This window comes from Pelorhabdus rhamnosifermentans, assembly GCF_018835585.1.
GTDB lineage: Bacteria > Bacillota > Negativicutes > UMGS1260 > UMGS1260 > Pelorhabdus > Pelorhabdus rhamnosifermentans.
In genome coordinates this window covers 50283-67247 of record NZ_JAHGVE010000004.1, presented here as the reverse complement: position 1 = coordinate 67247, position 16965 = coordinate 50283, and the positions used below count along the sequence as shown (strand labels likewise).

The following is a 16965-nucleotide window of genomic DNA, read 5'->3' as shown; positions in this document are numbered from 1 at the left end:
CTAAATTAACATAATTATATCACATTCGTTCATCCAAACAATAAGACTTGTGTTTCATTTAAGGCTTAAGGCAAAGAAATAATGGCCGCCATACGGCCTGTTTGCCCCCGTTCAGCACGATGGGAAAAAAATAAATCCTTATTACATGCTGTACAAAAATTGCTGCAAATAATATTCTCTTCCGCGACGCCAATATCCATAAGCTGCTTCGCATTGGCTTGCCATAAATCAAATTTCCACTTCTTTCCTTCTGGTTTGACAACACGTGCCCACCAGGAAAAGGCTCGTTGCAATTCAGAAATCACCTGCTCGTCTACCTCATAACTGCAAAAACCAATAGAAGGACCAATGCCTACAAGACAATCGACAGCCTGACAACCAAATTCGTCCATCATTTTTTGCACTGTTTTTTGAGCAATCGCCGCCACCGTTCCCTTCCAGCCAGCATGACTGACTGCCACTACTTTTTGTTTGGGGTCAGCAATAAGTACAGGAACACAATCGGCGTAACACAACATAAGAGAAAGTCCGGCTACATTCGTAATAAGAGCATCTGTTTTCGCGATGGAATCCTCGTAATTGAGCATTCCTTTACCAGCATCCACGGCTGTAACCACGGTAATGTGAGAACCGTGGACTTGCTCCGCTGTGACGGTATCATCAAAAGATACACCAACAGCCTGACAAAACCGTCTCCGGTTCGTAAGCACGTCATTTTTTTGGTCTCCCGTATGAAGAGCAAGATTAAGTGATTCATACGGCTTTTTGCTAACACCGCCATGTCGTGTAGAAATACCATGAGAAATACTATACTTATCAAAATGGGTAAATGTTCCTATTTTCATTCCTCGAATCTGTCGTAACTGAAACTCATTCATGAGATTCTCCTTCTATACAGACGCCGCAGCGACGACAACCTTCCCTGCAAGGTTCTGTTGCTTGCAGGCGTCGAGATTTTTCTAATTCCTGCTCTAAATAGCCTGGATTTAATCCCATATCAAGTACATGCCAGGGGAGACATTCACCAAATTCACGTGAACGATAAAGATAAAAATCTTCATTGAGTCCAGCCTGATCCAAGCCTTTTTTCAAGGCTTTTAAATTGCCCTTTTCTAAACAATGAACAAGAGGCTGAGCCAACCGCCGATCACCCCGGGCAAGTATGCCTTGAATATAGGCTTCTTTCGGTGATTCAATTAAAACTTCAATTCGCCTGTCACCACGCAAAGATTTCTTGATTTTTTTCAGACGATCTTCAACGATCTTCATCGGCGTCATTGGGAGCCATTGAAAAGGTGTAAACGGCTTGGGAACAAAGGGATTAATACTGAGCGTTAACTTGCCATTACTCTGTGACTGATCCATTTTTGCCTTCATATAACGAGCAAGAGTAATAATGGCCTCAATATCTTCGTCTTGCTCAAAAGGCAGCCCGACCATAATATAAAAACGAACATGAGGAATTTTGGCCTGAACGGCAAGGTCCATAGCCCGTTCTAAATCATCATTACTAATCCCCTTATTAATGACCTGTCGCAACTTAGTACTGCCTGCCTCAGGTGCTAAAGTTATGGTTCGCTGACCACTTCGAGCTAACATAGCTGCTAATGCGGGCGTAAGTGTATCCGCCCGGAGCGAAGCCACAGATAACGTCATATTTTTCTTTAAAATCATCGCACACAATGCATCAATTTCAGGGTAATCCGAAATAGCCGCCCCAACCAATCCCACTTTATTACGGTACTTTTGAGCGCGGTCAATAGCCTGTTCCAGTACAGAAAGTGGCTGAACCCGTGGTCTCCTGAAACAATAACCAGCCATGCAAAAACGACAATGCCGCCCGCAACCGCGGGCAATTTCAATTAAATACATATCCTTAAATTCCGTATTTCCGGTAACAACTGTCGTTTCGGCTGGATGGTGCCCAATATTTTTAATCCAACGTCGTTCAACACGTTCCGGGACAGCTTGCAGACAATCAAATCGTTCAATAATGCCCTCTGTACCATATACAGGCTGATAAAAACGTGGCACATACACACCCGGAACGCTCGCTATCTCCAGTAAAACCTCATCTCTACTGAGACCTTCTTGTTGTCCTTTCTCATAAACAGCAAGAATTTCGTGAATCACTTCTTCTCCCTCACCAATCACAAAAGCATCCACAAATTCAGCCAAAGGCTCCGGATTAAAGGTGGCACAGGGACCGCCAACAACAACAAAAGGGTCCTTATTTTTACGTTCTTTGGACCAGATCGGTACTCGTCCGAGCTTTAACATCGCGAGTAAATGAAGATAGTCCATTTCAAATGAAACCGCAAAAGCAACGATGTTATAAGAAGATAGCACCTTTTGCCGTTCCAAACTGAGTAACGGCATTTCGGTACGTTCATGATCAACTAAATCAGCCTTATCAGGATAAAAAAAACGGTCACAAAGCGTACCAACTCTCGAATTAATCTCCCGATAGATAACCTGAAAACCCAAATTAGACATACCCACATGATACGTATTCGGGAAAGCGAGTGCCACTTCCAGCCGATCGCCGGACTGACTCCTTTTTGGCTGTTCTTCTTGTTGATAACGTTCATATAATTTTTGTTTAATAGACCAGGACATAAGACAGCCTCCCAAATAATGCATCTACATAGAAAGTTTACCACGTGGTTAATTTTTTCCTGCTACTGATGTAATTTTATTCTGCAACCACTGTATTCTTTGTCTTGCTCAGATAAATTATGTAAAAAAGCAGTCCCATCTAAAATGAGACTGCCCAAATCCGCTTTTTTTACTTGATACTATGATGTTAGCTTGCCCAAGATCGCGCCGTCTTCTCGAGAGGCAAGACAGTAACGCAACCCTTTTGACGAGTTTGCTCCATATCAATAATTCGCTGATTGGCTGATCCCCGAAAAGGTAGATCAAGATCCTTTTCAGCCATTACAAAGGGTCCATCTACAAGGACATCAATCAATGACAATACCGGTACTCGTTGTACCTCTTCATACGTATAGCCTGTGTAAACCCAAATATTGAGACGTGGCTGACGACGTTTAATAAGATCAATTGTCTTAAACAAAGCTTCCGGCTGCGCCAAGGGATCACCGCCACTAAACGTAATGCCATGATGGATAGGCGTTACAAGGGCTAAAATTTTATCAACAAATTTTTCTTCTGATACCTCATACCCCCCTTCCATGGGAAGCAACAAGGGATTATGACAACCTTGACAATGACGCGGGCAGCCTTGCAAAAAAGCTGTCACACGCAACCCTACGCCATCGACAAGAGATTCAGCCAAAATATCTTTATATCGAATCATACCGAATCCTCCACTTCATCGAATAAAGCTTAGGTGTCTTGACGATGTATCCGTCTTGTAATAGTCGTTCCGCAAGAGGGGCAGGCATCGCTTTCAATCACACCAAGATAACCGCATTTTTCACAAAAATCAACAGGAAAATTAATACCAGCATAACCAAAATCGCAGCGTGCCATATGGCGAATAATGTCTTCAACAGCAGACAAGTTATTTACGGGCGGAGATGTAAATTCGACATAACTAATATGCCCGGCATTGCAGTATTTGTGATAAACGCCTTCTTTACAAATTTTATCATATGCACTGATGGAATAGTGCACAGGAACATGAAAAGAATTCGTATAATATTCTTGATCCGTTACACCAGGCAGAACACCATATTCCTTGCGATCCATCTTAACAAAGCGGCCTGATAGCCCTTCGGCAGGCGTTGCTAACAAAGAGTAGTTTAGATTGTAATAATCACAGGCCTTGTCGGCCTTATCACGCATAAAAGCCACAATTTCTTCACCAAGAACTTGACTGTCCTCACTTTCACCATGATGATGCCCCGTAAGAGAAACTAGAGCTTCAGCCAAACCAATAAAACCAATCGATAAAGTACCATGTTTAATGGCTTTTTCAATGCGATCTGTTGGCTTTAACTCATCCGAATCTAAATATAGATGCTGTCCCATCAAAAATGGCATATCTTTTACCCTAAGAGCCGCTTGCACTTCATAACGGTGAAATAGTTGCTCACAAACTAAATCAAAAATATCCGAGAGGTTTTGATAGAACTTCATGACATCCCGCTTGGCCTTAATAGCCAAACGCGGCAGATTAATCGTTGTAAAACTTAAATTACCACGTCCATCTGTTACTTCCGGCCCTCGCCGATTGGCAACTGTCCGTGTTCGACACCCCATATACCCCACTTGATCACCATAAGCAGCATTAAATGAAGCATCCATAAAACTAAATGTAGGATTTAAACGCTGCGCAGCCACGCGAATAGCTAATTTAAACAAATCATAATTGGGATCGCCTGGATTAAAATTAACCCCCGCCTTTAAACGAAAAATAATATTTGGGAAAATAGGATTTTCGCCATACCCCAAGCCTTTTTCATAAGCTAATAACACATTTTTCGTCACAGCTCGTCCACCCTTTGAGGTATCTTGCCCCAAATTCAGGCTGGAAAAGGGAACCTGAGCTCCCGCACGTGAATGCATGCTATTGAGATTATAAATCAGTGCCTCCATGGCTTGATATACTTCGTCATCACTAGCATTTTCCATATAAGGTGCCATATCGCGATCAAAAAAAGCGAAGCTCTGACCGCCATGCATATCATTTTGCGAACTTTGCAAAATAATAGCAGCAAGTGCAGTGGCTGATGATGGCCGCTTGGGCGGACGAATAAAACCGTGTCCATTATTAAAACCATGTTGGAGTAATTTTCCGAGGGGAATTTGCACACAAGTTAAAGTCTTTCCATAAAAATCGAGGTCATGAATATGAATATCCCCCCTCGTGTGGGCCGCAGCCATTTTCTCAGGAATTAATCGATGCAAATAATAAGTTTTACTTGCTGCACTGGCAATTTGCAACATCTTAGCTGAGGGAGAATTAGATACATTGGCATTTTCCCGACTTGTTTCAACCAAAATATCTGCCACTGCATCCATTAAATCGGATTTACCTTCGCGAATCCTTGTACGTTCTGCACGATAAAGAATGTAAGCTTTCGCTGTTTTCGCGTGACCTTGTTCGATCAATATTTTTTCTACGGCATCTTGGATATCATCGACTGCAAAAACATCCTGAGTATAATTTTTCTCAAGATACTTCATGACCTCAAGGGTCACTTCCATAGCAAGCTGTCTATTCGCGCCACCTACGGCTTTAGCAGCCTTAAACACAGCCTCCGTTATTTTCGTTTCATCAAAATCGACTTCGCGTCCATCTCTTTTTTTTACTTTTTGCAACATAAAAATTCCTCTCCCTACCCAATATATCTTTACTTTTTAGCTAATTTTTGATTTTCCATCAATTTTTGGAGTTCCTGCATGAAATTTTCAATATCCGCAAATTGACGGTAAACCGAGGCAAATCGCACATAAGCCACTTGATCTACATTTTTCAGATAACGCATAACAATTTCACCAATGAGTTCCGTCGCTACTTCCTTCTCAATCGTATTGCGGATTTCCTTTTCTACCTCATCGACTAAATTTTCCATAATATCTAAAGAAATGGGGCGTTTTTCACAAGAACGGATAATCCCTGTTAACAACTTTTCCCGATCAAAAAATTCTCGACGACCATCTTTTTTTATTACAACAAGGGGCAATTTTTCAATCATTTCATAGGTAGTGAAACGCTTGGCGCAAGCTAAACACTCGCGACGGCGCCGAATGGAACTTCCTTCATCAGCTGCCCGAGAATCAATTACTTTGCTTTCTCCATAACCGCAGTAGGGACATTTCATTTTTTCACCTTCTTATTGTATGATAAGTTAAGCAAAAAACCAAACCTCAAAAAAGGCCTCTCAACAGAATATACTATATCTGGTATGTATAAATCTAATTATACGGTATATCTAGTATTCCTGCAAAAAAAATCTATTTTGACAAAAAAATCTAACCCAAGACAAGCTCAGGTTAAAGCTTTTTTCATTGTTTCTGATGATGGAAGCGGTAATTTAATCATCTTTTCCCTGTCTAAACTAAGCAACTTTATCATCTGCAAAAGCTTGCCGTTCCGCATGGCTTGTGCATAATCGACACCAAAAGTCAGCTATACGGGGTAGTGGGATCATCCGTGTCACTAGGGGCAAAGTAAGATCATGATCGAGGTATGTTAGCAATATAATGAGTCTCGCCATCAAAACCCACTCCGCTATTTGTTTTCTTCCAAAAATTTATCAGAACGGTCAACTTGAAAATAAGTTCGATCAGCAACCATAATATAACGATTATCAAGCAATTCATCTAAAATAGGACTATCATGCTTACCCAGTGGTTTCAACAACTTTTTGTGGTATCTATGATAATAAATTTAGCTGTATTTCCACTGATTTGCTGCTGATATAATAAAAAAATGGAGTAAGGCTGATACCGTAAATTTGCGGGCCGTATCCTGCCGGGGTTCTACATTTTTTATTTTGGATATAACGGATAAACTTCCGAAATAGTCTATAAAGCCCAGCGGAAGCATAGCTGTCATGGATGCTCCTATTGGGTCAACAATGTATATTAGGGGTAGCAATGTCGAAAAACCACATATTATACTTTCATTATCCCGAACGGGAGCTAGATATGAACCATATTCATTCCGTAGGTTTAAAAAAGATAAAAGATATGTTATTCTTGCTTATTTATTGAATTTAAGCCAGGATTTAAATGATTTAGCTATTGAAATTCATGACCGGCATAATTATCTTGATTTACTAGGGATCACGTCACGAAACGGAAAAAATCGTACGCTAACCAGATATTGACAATTAAGTTTAACTGCGCTGTATTACCATATAACCCCATCTACTTTGCGGGTGGTGTCAGCTTCGCTGGTACTGGAAAAAAGCGGAGAATAAAGAAATAATCTCCACAAAATTTGTGGAGATTATTTCAGGCAATGTTAGATTGTATCAACGGACTCAAAAAAGCACGATAAATGGCGAAGCGAATAGGCCCCTTTTTCAGTTCTACTTACTTCTCCAATGACAAGTACCCCCGAATGAACAAGCACCATGCCCTTCTCCAACACCATTATATTGTCCCGTTGGGTAACCATCACTTTTCATCCAAGTAATTTGAATGAGACCACCTTCATATCCCCCTCCCGCTGCAAAATATTGAGCTGTATCACGAAAAAAGACATCCCAATCAACTACATTATATATACCACCAATAGTTCCTCCTTCGCCTACCAGAGGACAATATGACTCTTCTTTAAAATACCATGGTTGATCAAATGGAGCACAGAGAATTTCACTAAGCGTAAACGGAGTACACTCAATAGTAGCAGCTGCTCCAATTATTCCACTTGGCATTCCATTTATACAAGTTAAAACACCATCACTATAAGGCATGTGTTTGAGAAGATCATTAATTTGATTGATATCAAATTTGTCTTTTAAGGTTTTAAAAGTTAATTGTCGACAAGCTTCCCAAAAATTTTTGTTACACAACATTTTTCTTGCTTTACACAACAATTCTTTTGCTTTTTCGTTACACAACAAATTACTTGAATGTTTGTTACGCAAAAACTCAGACAACCAATCACTTGACATATAAAAACCCTCCCGAGCTTCTTTATTGGTATCCTAATATATACTATTCATTGATTTATTATACGTGATATGTTAACTTCCCAAAGGGATGACTTCACGAAACGGAGTATTCAGTTATGTTATACACCTTAAAATACAATCCATATTGCATTTATCAGTAACAAGTACTTTGCTGACACTTGTCCACTTAAAATTTAACCTTCCAAATGCACCTAAATCCCTTGTCGCCCGCTAATACTAATAAAAACGAAAACCCGTTAACTGCCATAAATTTTTACAAAAGCTAACGTAATACCCACCCAACATAGTCCTTTCTGAGCAACAACGTCCTCATTTTACTTACGGATTGGCTTTATACCATGCATTATATTAAATTCCATGGACATTTTTGCTATAAAATTCTGATGGGCTCATCCCTTCAATTCTTTTAAATATCCTGCTAAAATAAAATTCATCAGTAAATCCAAGTGTTTGTGATCTTCCTTTACTCTTTTATTACCTTCAATAATAAGCTCTTTCGCTTTATCAATTTTCATCTTATTAAAAAGTTCAATGACAGAATATCCTGTAGTCTGAAAACGCTTGATAAATAAGGAGATGATAACTGCACCAGCTCTGACAATTCAGTCATAGTCACTCTATTATTTATATTTTGATGCATATATTGAATAATGTTTTCCACTTTTAAAGAAGTTGAGTAATTCTAAAATAGCATACCTTCTTTAACCGAATTCCTTTTTTTCAATTATAATACTGCCCTTCCCCTGGGTAACAAAAACGAGTTTATGATGTTAAATTGTTCTGACAATTTTACTTGGATATCTTCCAGTTTCATATTCACGTTATCCTCCACAATTTTATGTGATTGTAACTATGCGTATCACAAGCATATCTGTGTGCCTATTTTTTATTTCAATCATTCGGTATCGGCTCACTCTGAAATTTTGGAAAATCATAAAGATAGTTTAACATTGTCTTATACAAAGAAAGTTTCATTTGGCTCCCCACTATTAGTTAACCTGTTACATATTATGTTAATAATCATGTAATGTTCCAATGAATGGTAAAAGAAGATAGTCCGGACCCTCCAATTTCAATACTCGCGGAAAGATTCCACCAACCGCATACCTTTTCATTCAGTTCCTTAGCATGTGATATTCGCTTACGCAAAAAAATCAAGACTTTGTAATTGATTACAAAGTCTTGATTTACCTAGAAGGAAATACGCAAGATCGAGCCGCCGACCTCTACATCATCATTTTAAACTATCAAAGAAACAGAATTATTCAATTATAAAGCGGTTGTTTCCCGCCGACTCCTCGCACTGCCTTCCTCAAAGTATCTGAAGATATTCGGAATCGCCGCAGCAATTGGCTGCTGGAACAGCATAAGCAGAGCAATGGGAATAGCTACCGTCGGCGGGAAGTAGGTAATGGCTATGACAAGTCCGCAACTGGCATTACGCATACCGACACTATAGACCATCGCCATCGTAATATCGCGGGATCTGTTAGGTATACATAAGGAACCTATATATCCGAGAGCGTAAGCGGAAATTACCATAATCAATGCAACAATGATCATCTGAACGGTATCTAGTGACCAACTAATGGCTGGTGATACGAGCGACCCGTTAAAAAGCATAATAATGAACAAAGCCAGTTTGGAAGTAATCCCTCCCACGCCCTTCGAAAAACCAGCTGTTTTACCACCTGTCCAATCATAAAACAGCATTCCTGCTATGCTCGGAATAGTCACCATTAAAAGAAGCTGTATTACCAAGGAAACATAGTTGATATCCACCATCTGACCCATTATTATATTAAAGTAAACTGGCAGCAGCGCAGGAACAATGAGAGTATCAAAAGTAACAGCCACAAGGGCTATGGGTATATTGCCCTGAGCAAGGGCTGTCCACATTATCGATGTAACGCCTACTGGAATTGCGGCTGCCACCAACAACCCCAGTTTCATTTGGGGTGCGTCTGAGTAAAACAGGTTCCCCAATAGCCAAGCAGCTAGCGGCGTCACAATATGAATAAGCAGCAAAATGAATAACGGAATCCACGGTTTGCCTATCACCTGAATAAAGCTCTTCAAACTTGTACCAAGCGAGGTAACAAAAGTCATATAAGCAAACAATGAAACAAGGAGACCACGCACCAATGTACTATCCGGAACTTTCAGTATGAAACCAATGATCAGTGCTGACAGTACCAACAAGAACATTTTTTTCCCCAACCAAGCGTTGGTCGAAGTACATTCTATTCTCATAATCAACCTCCCAATAAAAAACATCTGCCGATATTATTAATTTAACAAACTGTCTTAATACTTACTCAAGGATTTAACCGCAATTGGTAATATAAAACACAATTCAATATCGCTCGAACATCTTCAGGTATCTCCACAAAATTACAGCCAAAGTTATTGCCCTGTTGCCAAATGACTCTTGCTGTGATATGAATACATCCTAACTCCTGAGGCAAAAGCAACCGGATTAGCGAATTAGGCTCCAAATACTGCTTGGCTTGCAGCAATATTCCTTCTAAACTAATATTCATTGCAATGGCATCTATATAATGCTCGTCTTCTTCTCCCAATAAGATTTTCACCGGCACATCAACATCGGCACGAGGAAAATCTCGATTTTCTTTCACAACTACGACTCCTCGCTCTTCAAGAGCTTGCTCAACCCATGTGCGATCCCAGGCCAGATTTGCAATATTTTCTATTGTTTTCAGCTCTGCTCGGGATTTAGCTTTGGCTTTTTCCAACAAATTCTCAGCATCACGCGGATTAATGACGACAATACCGTCTTCATCGCCGACTAAGATATCTCCGGGATGAACAACGACTCCTCCGCAAGCGACAGGAACATTGATTTCGCCAGGTCCGTCTTTATAAGGCCCAGCCGGAGTAACTCCTGCCGCGTAAATAGGAATACCCAATTTTTTTAATGCTCCTATATCGCGAATAGCACCATCAATAATAAAGCCACCGATCTCCCGCTTCTTCCCCCACAAAGCCATCAATTCTCCCATAATGGAGTTTGTCAAGTCACCTTGGGCATCCACTACCACAATATCGCCAGGTTGCGCAAGATCAAGTGCTCTATGCAGCATAAGATTATCACCAGGACGGGACCTAACAGTAAAGGCTGGTCCAAGTAAGGGGACGTCGTTGATTGGGCGTATTTTGGCATCCATGCATGACATGCGGTTCATGTTGTCCGCTATATTGGCTACAGGTATCCCGGCAAAACCATCTATTAGCGCTTGGGGCGGCCGATTAATTTGCATAAAAATGCGTAATCCTACATTTGACAAAATACATCACTCCATTTCTATTATTTTTTTGTCGGTCTACTAATAAAACCTTTTTCAAAAAACAAAACCAGCCCTATGGCTGGTTTTGCGTTTGGCATTAACACCAAATGGCAACCTGGCAATCATAGGCATTCATACCTTTAGACCCATAGCTTTGCGCCCTTATCTTTCAATAAGTTTGCCTAATCTGAACTTATTATAAAGAAAACTTATTAACCGCTTTTTGCAGTTCATCAGCCGTATCTACCAATGCTTGACTAGCCTTACTTATTTGGTCTGCCGACGCAACTTGTTCTTGGGTAGCGGCTGAAACCTGAAGGGTCTGGTTGGCGTTGTTTTTGCTCATACTATCAATATCCCTGATCGCGGTCACAACTCTTTGACTATTCATTGACATATTTTCTATAGCGGCGGAAATATCCTTGATTTGTTCAGACACTTGATTGGTCATTGTAATAATTTCATTAAACGTCTGTCCAGCTTCGCTTACTATATCGGTTCCCAGTTTCACCTCGGTACAACCTTTGTTCATAGCTGCAACTGCTTTATCGGTATCTGTCTGTATTTCACCAATTAAGAGAGCAATTTGTTTAGTCGCATTCTCCGATTGTTCGGCCAGTTTGCGTACTTCCTCGGCCACCACCGCGAAGCCGCGTCCCTGTTCCCCTGCACGCGCCGCTTCTATCGCCGCATTCAAGGCCAGCAAATTAGTTTGACTGGCGATGCCAGAGATGGTATCGATAATTTGACCAATTGCGGTGGACCTTTCTCCCAGATTCGCAACGACTGCCGCCGAATCTATGACACTCGTTTCAATGCTGCGCATTTGAGCAACAGCATTGTTTATCGATTCTCCGCCATTTGTCGCCAACTTGGCAGTCCCTTCCGATACTGAAGCAACGGTTGTAGAATCTGAAACAATTTGTTGAATATCGGAAACAATCTGAGTCACGAGATCTGTGGCAGCATTGGCAAAACTCACTTGTTTTTCAGCGCCTGCTGTAATCGCCTCAATTGCACTTGTCACTTGTTCGGCTGTAGCCGCCGATTGCTGTGCGCTCGCTGTCAGTTCTTCGGAAGCTGCCGAAACTACTTCAGTGGAAACGATGACGTTCCTAAGCAGTTCTTGAAGTCCGCCAACCATTGCGTCAAAATTTTGCGCTAGCTTGCCGATTTCATCTTTCCCTTGGTTATTTATATTTATATTTAAATTACCGCTTTTTAGGCTTTCTGTCGCAGTTACCAATTGAGTAATAGGCTTGGTCATCCGATTGGCAACGACAATACTGATTAAAATGACCATTAACATCGTAACAGCTAAAACCATTAAATTGGTCAACAGCATCCTATTACTGACGGCATTATACTCCTCATAGTTTTTTTCCATACAGATAATCCAACGCGTTTGAGGATCATAAACATAACTTACTAATTTGCGAACACCGTTTTCCCCAGCGATCTCTTCTGATCCGCTTTTTCCGCTAATCGCCTTTTGGACAAAGGGAATGCTGCTCATATCTTTGACTTCTGTTGAACCATCGCCATCAGGGTAAACGATGACTTTGCCATCTTGATCCAGTATGTATGCTGTAACCCCGTTTACTGACCATTTTTTAACAACCTCTTTAAAAGCCTCCAGGTTAATCGTCGCTTGTAACACCCCAACAACTTTTCCGTTATCCGATCGTACAGGAGAAGCCAGTATTACGATAGGCTTTCCTGTTGTCATGCTTATCATCGATTTAGAAGCAACCTCGTCTGTACCGCTCATGGCTTCTTTATAAAATTCCCGTTGAGATACTTTGCCCAATTTAATGTCATCGCCTCTTACAACTTGGTTGCCTTTATCGTTAGAAAGAGCCATACCAATATCGGTATATATTGTTTGAACGTCAGCGATTAGTTGCTTAGAAGCCGGAAGATCGAAATTCTTGACGGCAGTAGTGTGGGAAATCGCTTTGACAATCTCCATGCGTTTATTGACATACGATTGTACCTCCGTTCTAAAAACGTCAACTTTTCCGGAATTTATCGCCAGATAATCTGCCTCTAGCGGTTTAGAAACTAGTGAATGGGAAATAAAAGTGGAGATAAGTAAGGGAATACTACTCACGAGCATAAGTAATATAATAATATTTTTTTTCATTGATTTATTGCCCCCTTTAGAAGTTCTAAGAAGTGTGATGTTAGATTTATTAGCTGGAAATGAAACAATAAAAACCCGAACAAAAGCCCGAGTTTAATACCTTGTACAAGGGCAGCCTGGCAATCATAGATTGATAATTAATCCTTAGACCCATAGCTTTGCGCCCTTACTTTTCAGTAAGTTTGCTAAATATTTTTTTCACTTACCAGAAACAACAAGTGATATCCGCCAAAGATTATCAAAACACTTCTCTTAGAGAGTAGCGTAAATCTACATACCCAGTCAATAAACATTAGCAAGTCTTAACAATTAGGCAGTCTAATTTAACAAAACGGTCGTGAAGCGCGAATATAGACTATCCTTATCAATTACTTCCGTTTTTTCCATAATCAGTGATACGGTCATCTCGACTAAATTTTAAGCAAAATTTTTGGAACCACATGCATAGCAAAAAGAAGGAATACTCACACATAAATGCATGAGCATCCCTTCTCACATTAAATATACTTGATTTCATGTATATTACCATTCGGCTTGTGTTCCATCATAATTCTTCCATTTAGGATTTTTCCAAACAAGTCCTTCCTCCGAAACCTTTTTTACCAACTCTTCATCAATTTCGAGTCCTAATCCTGGTTTATCTGGTAAATTAACAAAGCCATTTTGATATTGAAATATCTCTTTATTTTTTACAAAATCCAATAAATCAAACCCTTTATTATAATGTATTCCTAAGCTTTGTTCCTGAATAAAAACATTTGGTGAACATGCATCAATCTGTAACGTAGCAGCTAAAGCAATCGGACCATATGGAGCATGGGGAGCTGCTGCCATATCAAAGCTTTCTGCTGTTGCAATGATTTTTCGCGTCTCTAAAATACCACCAGCCAAAGCTACATCAGGTTGAATAATATCGATAACCCCTTGCTTAAATATATTTTTATATTGCCAACGAGTACAAAGCCTTTCACCTGTAGCCAAGGGCGTAGAAGTATGTTTAGCAACTTCCTCAAAAGCCTCTTCATTCTCTGGTAAAACAACTTCTTCTAGAAACATCAGCTTATACGAATCTAAGGCTTTTGCTAATACCTTTGCCATTGGCTTATGGACTCTTCCATGAAAATCTACGCCTATACCAAAGTCCTCACCAAGTGCATCCCGAATAGATGCTACACGATCTACCACAGCTTGGATTTTTGCATAAGAATCAATATAATGCAGTTCCTCAGTTGCGTTCATTTTTACAGCATCAAAGCCTCTATTTTTTCTATCCAATGCTTCTTTTACAACATCGTCTGGGCGGTCGCCACCGATCCATGAGTATACTTTTATTCTGTCTCTCGCTCGTCCACCTAGCAACTCATAGATAGGCATATTGCAGAACTTGCCTTTGATATCCCAAAGTGCCATCTCAATACCAGATACAACAGTAGTATTGATCGGCCCACCTCTAAAAAACGTCTTATACAATTCCTGCCATAAGCTTTCAATAGCAAAAGGATTTTTTCCAATAAGATATTGTCCCATTTCTTCAGCACCAGCCACAACTGTTTCTGTCTTGGTGCCAGATATCATTTCACCCCAACCTTCTACTCCTTCATCCGTCGAAATTTTTATAAAAATCCATCTCGGTTTGACGCGATAAATCTTAATTTCTTTAATTTTCATAGCAAATCTCTCCATTTCATTAACAAAGAATTTATCAACAATGACAGGAAAACATGATAACGCATTCCATCATTATCCATACTTATTCTTCCTGTGCAATGGTAGCATTACCCGTTGGTTTGGCCTTGAATTTTTCAATATATAGCCATATGGCAATAATAGCGACAATTAACACTGGAAGACTAATCCACAAATTACTGATAAAAGCAGTGTAAACTAAATAACTAACCGTCAAACTGGTGGCTGCAAAAGATGATATTCCACCACTGGCTGCCAAATCAATACCAACCGATGTAGCTAAACTAGTAAGGACTGGCGACGTAGCTGTTCCTGCCAATAATATGGCACTCGTACAAACCAAACCGATTAATATACTCCTAAATAGATTTCCATTACACAAAGCCACGACCAAAGCAACTCTAAACGGAATAACGGCTAAGTCAGCAAATGGTAATACTCTGTTGCCCGGAATAACGGCTGCCATAAGAATTGTCAAAGGAATAACAATAAGCGCTGCAGTAATAACAGTTGGATTACCGACAACAATCGCCGCATCCAATCCAATTAAAAACTTTCTTCCCTTAAATTTTTCTTTCGTTAATTTTTGAGCAGCTGCAGATATCGGCATCAGACCTTCCATAAATAACGCAGTCATCTTAGGAATTAAAACCATAACAGCTGCCATATTTACTCCCAGAGAAAATATACCTGTTAATGGATATTTTGCCAAAGCACCAATACCACAACCTAAAATCAGGCCCATAAAAATGGGTTCACCAAAGAATCCTAAATATTTTTGCGCATCTTTTGCTGAAAAATCTATTTTATTTATTCCGGGGATATGATCGATCAATTTATTTAATGGTACCGCTATAATAATCGAGGATAATGCCGACATGGTTGGTAAAGATACCCCTGGTATCTCAAAATATTTCTCTACCACCGGCGCTGTCCAATCTGCTAGTTTAAAGGATATGACAGCCATTACTAACGCTGCCCCTAAGCCAAGAAAAACATTATCCGTTACAAAATAAACCATAATACCCACAATAGCCATATGATGGTAATTCCATATATCAACATCTAAGGTATCAGTCAGTTTGAAAAAAAGCAAAATAATATTTGTAATCAAAATTCCAAAAATCAATAATGGGATAATGGGTGAAGACCATGTAACTGCCGCTATAGCGCCCCAGCCAACATCTAGAATATCTAAATGAATGCCAAAATTCTCAACCATAGCTTTTGCCGCCGGTCCCAAATTATCAGACAATAAATTGATGACCAATTTGATTCCGGCAAAACCGATAGCAATCGTTAATCCTGATCTAAAAGCTTTTATTAATTTCACCCGAAAAATAAGCCCGATAATCGTTATAATTATTGGTAGAAGAACAATCGGCCCTGCTTTTAGCAGTGTATTAAAAACAGCATATACAATATCCATTTTTCACAGCCCCTCTATTTAATCGCATTGATAATTTTTTCTATAGTTTCTTCTTCACCAATGCCCGTAAGCAAAGCAATGGCTCCAATGACTGGAATGTTAACATTACCGCCAGCAAATTTTCCTGTAGTAACAAGCAAATCATAATCTTCTGCTTTAGATTCAACCTCTAATAATTTACATTGCGATACTGAGACAGATAACCTTTTTTCTTCACAAGCTTCACGAATTTTCTGTGCAACTACCGTTGAAGTTGCAATTCCATTTCCGCATGCTACCAATACTTTTTTCATTTGTATCTACTCCTTCAATTTAAATAATATAATATCGTTGCATGGATATTATCCAGACTATTACTTTTAAGCAATTTTTCCAATTCGTCTTGTTTTTGGATCAATTGAATAATCTTTTGCAACATTTCAATTTGTCCGTGTGGTTGATTTAAGGCAATCATTATCACTATACTGACTTCTATATCCTTGTCCGGATCATCCATAGATTTAAAGATCACCGGCGTATCTAAAATTCCTACAGCCAAAGCGCTTTTTTTTACATAAATACAATCAGTATGTGGAACAGCTACATTAATTCCACCCGTCAATAATCCCGTCGGATATGTTTTCTCTCGGTTTAAAATTCCTTTTTCATAATCATTTTTTACATAACCGGCATTCAAAAGTTTACCTGCCAGAAAACTTAGAATATCTTCTCTGGTTTTTCCGTTACTTTCAATTTTAAAAATCATTTTCTTATCTATATTCAATGGTTCTTCCATAT

14 protein-coding genes, 1 pseudogene and 2 riboswitches are annotated in these 16965 nt (G+C 39.6%); all 15 genes and pseudogenes read right to left on the bottom strand.

All coding sequences use genetic code 11. From position 1 onward, the window contains the following. Positions 1–65 precede the first annotated feature (65 nt). Positions 66–878: a peptidoglycan editing factor PgeF gene (pgeF, locus tag Ga0466249_RS06395; RefSeq protein ID WP_215828616.1), complete on the bottom strand. Its 813-nt coding sequence runs from the start codon at positions 876–878 to the stop codon at positions 66–68. After that, the gene (locus tag Ga0466249_RS06390) at positions 871–2619 is read right to left on the bottom strand and encodes a radical SAM protein (RefSeq protein WP_215828615.1); all 1749 of its coding nucleotides are present in this window, start codon (positions 2617–2619) and stop codon (positions 871–873) included. Before Ga0466249_RS06390 ends, pgeF begins: the two co-directional genes overlap by 8 nt. Positions 2620–2806: 187 nt before the next feature. Further along, a complete protein-coding gene (nrdG, locus tag Ga0466249_RS06385) occupies positions 2807–3322 on the bottom strand; it encodes an anaerobic ribonucleoside-triphosphate reductase activating protein (RefSeq protein ID WP_215828614.1) in 516 nt (171 codons plus the stop codon). 29 nt (positions 3323–3351) lie between these two features. Continuing rightward, positions 3352–5295: an anaerobic ribonucleoside-triphosphate reductase gene (nrdD, locus tag Ga0466249_RS06380; RefSeq protein WP_215828613.1), complete on the bottom strand. Its 1944-nt coding sequence runs from the start codon at positions 5293–5295 to the stop codon at positions 3352–3354. 29 nt (positions 5296–5324) lie between these two features. After that, positions 5325–5795, bottom strand: a complete 471-nt coding sequence (gene nrdR / locus Ga0466249_RS06375) for a transcriptional regulator NrdR (protein WP_215828612.1) — start codon at positions 5793–5795, stop codon at positions 5325–5327. A 410-nt stretch (positions 5796–6205) separates the two neighbouring features. Further along, positions 6206–6337 carry a hypothetical protein gene (locus tag Ga0466249_RS27080; protein ID WP_281422587.1) on the bottom strand — a complete coding sequence of 44 codons (132 nt, stop codon included), beginning with the start codon at positions 6335–6337 and terminating at the stop codon, positions 6206–6208. A 673-nt stretch (positions 6338–7010) separates the two neighbouring features. Then, a complete protein-coding gene (locus tag Ga0466249_RS06370) occupies positions 7011–7598 on the bottom strand; it encodes a hypothetical protein (protein WP_215828611.1) in 588 nt (195 codons plus the stop codon). A 369-nt stretch (positions 7599–7967) separates the two neighbouring features. Next, positions 7968–8063: pseudogene (locus Ga0466249_RS27720) on the bottom strand (AraC family transcriptional regulator); the annotation flags it as partial. A gap of 825 nt (positions 8064–8888) precedes the next feature. After that, entirely contained in the window at positions 8889–9872 is a 984-nt protein-coding gene (locus Ga0466249_RS06360; protein ID WP_215828610.1) for a bile acid:sodium symporter family protein, read from the bottom strand. A gap of 65 nt (positions 9873–9937) precedes the next feature. After that, entirely contained in the window at positions 9938–10927 is a 990-nt protein-coding gene (locus Ga0466249_RS06350) for an RraA family protein (protein WP_246588522.1), read from the bottom strand. Positions 10928–11033: 106 nt separating this feature from the next. Continuing rightward, a riboswitch (cyclic di-GMP riboswitch) is annotated at positions 11034–11120 on the bottom strand. Positions 11121–11123: 3 nt separating this feature from the next. After that, complete coding sequence (locus Ga0466249_RS06345) at positions 11124–13073, bottom strand: methyl-accepting chemotaxis protein (RefSeq protein WP_215828609.1); 1950 nt, start codon at positions 13071–13073, stop codon at positions 11124–11126. A 107-nt stretch (positions 13074–13180) separates the two neighbouring features. After that, a riboswitch (cyclic di-GMP riboswitch) is annotated at positions 13181–13270 on the bottom strand. A 325-nt stretch (positions 13271–13595) separates the two neighbouring features. Continuing rightward, on the bottom strand, positions 13596–14741 hold the full coding sequence (dgoD, locus tag Ga0466249_RS06340) for a galactonate dehydratase (RefSeq protein WP_215828608.1): 1146 nt from the start codon (positions 14739–14741) through the stop codon (positions 13596–13598). 82 nt (positions 14742–14823) lie between these two features. Continuing rightward, on the bottom strand, positions 14824–16188 hold the full coding sequence (locus tag Ga0466249_RS06335) for a PTS galactitol transporter subunit IIC (protein ID WP_215828607.1): 1365 nt from the start codon (positions 16186–16188) through the stop codon (positions 14824–14826). A 14-nt stretch (positions 16189–16202) separates the two neighbouring features. Beyond that, complete coding sequence (locus Ga0466249_RS06330; protein ID WP_215828606.1) at positions 16203–16481, bottom strand: PTS sugar transporter subunit IIB; 279 nt, start codon at positions 16479–16481, stop codon at positions 16203–16205. Positions 16482–16495: 14 nt separating this feature from the next. Then, positions 16496–16963: a PTS sugar transporter subunit IIA gene (locus tag Ga0466249_RS06325; protein ID WP_215828605.1), complete on the bottom strand. Its 468-nt coding sequence runs from the start codon at positions 16961–16963 to the stop codon at positions 16496–16498. Positions 16964–16965 lie beyond the last annotated feature (2 nt).

Excerpts from the sequence above, each read along its gene's own strand:
- pgeF (WP_215828616.1), bottom strand. The coding sequence starts at position 878 with ATGAATGAGTTTCAGTTACGACAGATTCGAGGAATGAAAATAGGAACA.
- Ga0466249_RS06390 (WP_215828615.1), bottom strand. The coding sequence starts at position 2,619 with ATGTCCTGGTCTATTAAACAAAAATTATATGAACGTTATCAACAAGAA.
- nrdG (WP_215828614.1), bottom strand. The coding sequence starts at position 3,322 with ATGATTCGATATAAAGATATTTTGGCTGAATCTCTTGTCGATGGCGTA.
- nrdD (WP_215828613.1), bottom strand. The coding sequence starts at position 5,295 with ATGTTGCAAAAAGTAAAAAAAAGAGATGGACGCGAAGTCGATTTTGAT.
- nrdR (WP_215828612.1), bottom strand. The coding sequence starts at position 5,795 with ATGAAATGTCCCTACTGCGGTTATGGAGAAAGCAAAGTAATTGATTCT.
- Ga0466249_RS06370 (WP_215828611.1), bottom strand. The coding sequence starts at position 7,598 with ATGTCAAGTGATTGGTTGTCTGAGTTTTTGCGTAACAAACATTCAAGT.
- Ga0466249_RS06360 (WP_215828610.1), bottom strand. The coding sequence starts at position 9,872 with ATGAGAATAGAATGTACTTCGACCAACGCTTGGTTGGGGAAAAAAATG.
- Ga0466249_RS06345 (WP_215828609.1), bottom strand. The coding sequence starts at position 13,073 with ATGAAAAAAAATATTATTATATTACTTATGCTCGTGAGTAGTATTCCC.
- dgoD (WP_215828608.1), bottom strand. The coding sequence starts at position 14,741 with ATGAAAATTAAAGAAATTAAGATTTATCGCGTCAAACCGAGATGGATT.
- Ga0466249_RS06335 (WP_215828607.1), bottom strand. The coding sequence starts at position 16,188 with ATGGATATTGTATATGCTGTTTTTAATACACTGCTAAAAGCAGGGCCG.
- Ga0466249_RS06330 (WP_215828606.1), bottom strand. The coding sequence starts at position 16,481 with ATGAAAAAAGTATTGGTAGCATGCGGAAATGGAATTGCAACTTCAACG.
- Ga0466249_RS06325 (WP_215828605.1), bottom strand. The coding sequence starts at position 16,963 with ATGGAAGAACCATTGAATATAGATAAGAAAATGATTTTTAAAATTGAA.